The organism is Streptomyces olivochromogenes, from assembly GCF_021538895.1.
Taxonomy (GTDB): Bacteria; Actinomycetota; Actinomycetes; order Streptomycetales; family Streptomycetaceae; genus Streptomyces; species Streptomyces olivochromogenes_A.
This window is the reverse complement of the sequence record NZ_JADDRL010000246.1, coordinates 1-3,571: the sequence shown is the minus strand read 5'-3', so window position 1 is coordinate 3,571 and position 3,571 is coordinate 1. Positions and strand designations below refer to the sequence as shown.

The window sequence follows — 3,571 nt, the reverse complement described above, 5'->3', positions numbered from 1 at the left end:
CGTGCGCGTATCCGGCGGGCGCCGTTCCCTGCTCCGGCGCGCCGGGGGCGCCCGTCGGCACCGGTGGGATCGGTGCGGTCGGCATGTCCCCGTCGTGCGCGGCTGCCTGCGAGGAAGCAGCGGGAGATGCCACCGGCACGGAGGGTGCGGACGGGGCCGGGGGAACCGTGGTGCCCTCGTTCTCGGTGCTCACAGCTTCTTCTCCTCGATCCACGGCTGTTCTTCTCGGTCGCACTCGGTCGCGCTCATTCAGCTGCTCACGGTCCGGCGCGATTCAGCTGTGCATGTGCTTTTGTCTGACGTCAGCTTTTCCCACGGGCCGTCAGAGCACCATAAGCCGTTGCTGTGGGTCTGACGCCACTCTTTATATAGGGCCTATCCGACAAACCGGCCATCGCAGACGGCCACCCGTGCCGCCGTTCGCCGCACGTACGCGCCCGTGCCGCCACGCGTACCCCCCAGTGGTGGCACCATGACGCGGTGACCCACGCACGACAGCACGGCATTCAGGTCGTCGCCCACCGGGGGGCCTCCGAGGACGCCCCCGAACACACCCTCGCCGCGTACCGCAAGGCGATCGAGGACGGGGCCGACGCCCTTGAGTGCGACGTACGGCTGACCGCGGACGGACATCTCGTCTGTGTCCACGACCGACGGGTCAACCGTACGTCCAACGGCCGCGGGGCGGTCTCGGCCCTGGAGCTCGCCGAACTCACCGCCCTGGACTTCAGCGCCTGGAAGCGGCGCGAGACCTGGCGCGGCCGGGACGAGGAGCCCGACTGGCTGCACCGCCCGGAGGACCACGGGGACACCTCCGTGCTCACCCTGGAGCGACTGATGGAGCTGATCGCGGACGCCGGGCGCCGGGTGGAACTGGCCATCGAAACCAAGCACCCCACACGCTGGGCGGGACAGGTCGAGGAGCGGCTGCTGCTGCTCCTGAAGCGGTTCGGGCTGGACGCGCCGGCCTCCGCCGACGAGTCGCCGGTACGGGTCATGAGCTTCTCGGCGCGCTCCCTGCACCGGGTGCGGGCGGCCTCGCCGACGCTGCCGACGGTCTATCTGATGCAGTTCGTCTCACCCCGGCTGCGCGATGGGCGGCTGCCCGCGGGGGTCCGGATCGCCGGCCCCTCCATCCGGATCGTGCGCAACCATCCGGCGTACATCGAGCGGCTGAAGCGGGCCGGTCATCAAGTGCACGTGTGGACCGTGAACGAGCCCGAGGACGTCGACCTCTGCGTCGAGTTGGGCATCGACGCCATCATCACCAACCGCCCGCGCGCGGTGCTGCGCCAGCTCGGCCGCTGACACGGCACGCCGGAATGTAAAGAGCCCCGTAAGGACCGGTTGTACGGCTCTTGACCCCCGGCGTCCGACTGCAGCATTCTCCGTCTCGGCCACACCAACGAAATCCAGCCAGACGACCACGGCGACAGCCAGACCGCTTACGACGACAGCCAGACCCATTACAGGGAGTGCTCCGGCGCGTTCGTTCCGTATTCGATCGTTGCGAATGCGTCACCGGACCTGCATTGGCCGGTTTCCGGTACAGGCCAATGGGGCATCCACACCGTGGCGTGGGGCAAAGGAGGTCTCGGGGGTGGCGTTGGTGGTGGCACAGGAGGTGCCCACGTCGTCGAGCATGGCCGTACCCCATGGCCCTGCGGGCGTGGGGGAGGCAAGACATCGCATGCGCGATCAGCTGCGCATCGGTGGCGTACCGGAATCGGTCATCGACGATGCCGTACTGATCCTTTCCGAACTATTGAGCAATGCGTGCAAACACGGCCGTCCACTGGGGGACGCACCGGCCGGGGACGGCGACGTCCGGGCCGCATGGCGGGTGGACGCGCGAGGCCGGCTGATTGTCGAGGTCACGGACGGCGGCGGCCCGACCCGCCCGGCTCCGGCGACCCCGTCGGTCACCGCACACGGCGGCCGCGGGCTGAACATCATCACGGCACTGGCCGACGACTGGGGCGTACGGGACGACATCCGCGGCGAGGTCACGGTGTGGGTCGTGGTCCACGAGGACGTGCGTGATCGGGAGGCCCGGCACCGCCACGGCGATTTCGCTACGCGCGTCACAGCGCCGGTGGTGTCCGCGCTGCCCGGCCTGGACTTCGCGGACGCGTTCGACGACCTGGACTGAGCGGGGCGCGGCGGGACGGCGCCTCCGGCGCGCTCCGCGGGTTCCAGCCGCTCTCGTCCACGGGCACGCGCCGACCCGTGTCCCCGTTGTCCCCAGGTCCACGTCCCCCATGGCGCGAACGGCTAGGCTCCCGCCCGTACGAGACGAGCCGTAACCGGGAGCACCCACGATGGCCAAGAAGCGACCTCAGACGAAGGGCACCCGCCCGCAGATCACGGACGGAGAGGTCCCGGTCGTCGGCGCCCGGGAGCCCTGCCCCTGCGGCAGCGGCCGCCGCTACAAGGCGTGCCACGGCCGGGCCGCCGCGCACGCCGCGACCGAGCTGGTGCACCGTCCGTTCGAGGGTCTGGCGGGTGAGTGCGACTGGGTGGCGCTGCGCGAGTTGGTGCCCGCCGCCACGGTCGAGCTGGCCCTGAAGGACGGCCTGCCCGAGGGCGTCCCGTCGGTCACGCTCGCCACGGTGCTGCCGATGGCCTGGCCCGCCCTGCGCCGCGACGACGGCTCGGTCCTGCTGGGCCTGCAGAACGACACGTCGTCCGGCGACATCAGCCGCGACCTCGCCGACACCCTCCAGCGCGCCCTCACCGTCGAGCCCGGCACGCCCGTCGAGGGCCGCCGCACCCCGCCCGACGGTCCGCGGCTGCAGGACCTGCTCGACCCCGAAGGCGCGTTCGAGCCAGTTGTCCACAGTGGCTTCGAGTTCTGGGTCCCGGACGCGGAGAACGCCACGCCGGAGGTCGCCGCCTCCCTGGAGCGGGCGAACGCCGCGGCCATCCCGACCGCGAAGCTGGCCGGCGTGGACGCCGCCTACTGGTGCCAGACGCCGGAGAAGAACCACCTTCGCTGGGTCATGCCGCACCCGGAGGAGCGGCTTCTGGACGCTCTTGCCCGGCTGCACGCGGCGGGCCGCTCCAACCTCGGCGAGGGCACCCGGCTGGTCGGGTCCTTCCGCGCCCACGGGCTCACCGTGCCGGTCTGGGACCTGCCGAGCGCCATGACGGCGGACGACATCGAGAAGCCGGCCGCCGAGTTCGCCGAGCGCCTCGCCACCGCCCTGGCCTCGGAGGCGCCGCTGACGGCGGAGGAGCGCCGGGCGCGCGGCGGCCTGACCAACCGGCAGGTGACGCTCAGCTGACGTTCGGCGTTCGCGCGGGCTCCGGCTGACCGACCGGTCAGCCGCTGTCAGGTGGTCGGAACAGGTGACTCCTGTCACAACTCCCCGTCAGGACAGGCAAATCGGTGTCCGAATAGCCGAGATCGAATTTGCGAACCGCCGATCTCTTGTTACCGTTCCAGTAGCCCGGTTGCTGGTGCATCCCCCGTCGCCAGCAACCGGGTCTTTTCATGCCCGCGGCCGATGGACGGAACAGAGCGGTCCGTCAACTCGCGCCGGGCATATCGGAGTTGCTCCCCGAGCGA

The 3,571-nt window shown here is 70.8% G+C and carries 3 protein-coding genes and 1 pseudogene; 3 read left to right on the top strand and 1 reads right to left on the bottom strand.

Translation table 11 applies throughout. The features are described 5' to 3' along the window. Positions 1-193, bottom strand: a pseudogene (locus IPZ69_RS46570) (protease); the annotation flags it as partial. A gap of 287 nt (positions 194-480) precedes the next feature. Here IPZ69_RS46570 and IPZ69_RS46565 point away from each other — a divergent pair. From IPZ69_RS46565 to IPZ69_RS46555, 3 genes are all read left to right on the top strand, one after another. Then, positions 481-1,308: a glycerophosphodiester phosphodiesterase gene (locus IPZ69_RS46565; RefSeq protein WP_235460987.1), complete on the top strand. Its 828-nt coding sequence runs from the start codon at positions 481-483 to the stop codon at positions 1,306-1,308. 205 nt (positions 1,309-1,513) lie between these two features. Further along, positions 1,514-2,152, top strand: a complete 639-nt coding sequence (locus tag IPZ69_RS46560; RefSeq protein WP_235460986.1) for an ATP-binding protein — start codon at positions 1,514-1,516, stop codon at positions 2,150-2,152. 169 nt (positions 2,153-2,321) lie between these two features. Next, positions 2,322-3,287: a DUF5926 family protein gene (locus IPZ69_RS46555; protein WP_235460985.1), complete on the top strand. Its 966-nt coding sequence runs from the start codon at positions 2,322-2,324 to the stop codon at positions 3,285-3,287. Positions 3,288-3,571: the final 284 nt, after the last annotated feature.

Excerpts from the sequence above, each read along its gene's own strand:
- IPZ69_RS46555 (WP_235460985.1), top strand. The coding sequence starts at position 2,322 with ATGGCCAAGAAGCGACCTCAGACGAAGGGCACCCGCCCGCAGATCACG.
- IPZ69_RS46560 (WP_235460986.1), top strand. The coding sequence starts at position 1,514 with ATGCGTCACCGGACCTGCATTGGCCGGTTTCCGGTACAGGCCAATGGG.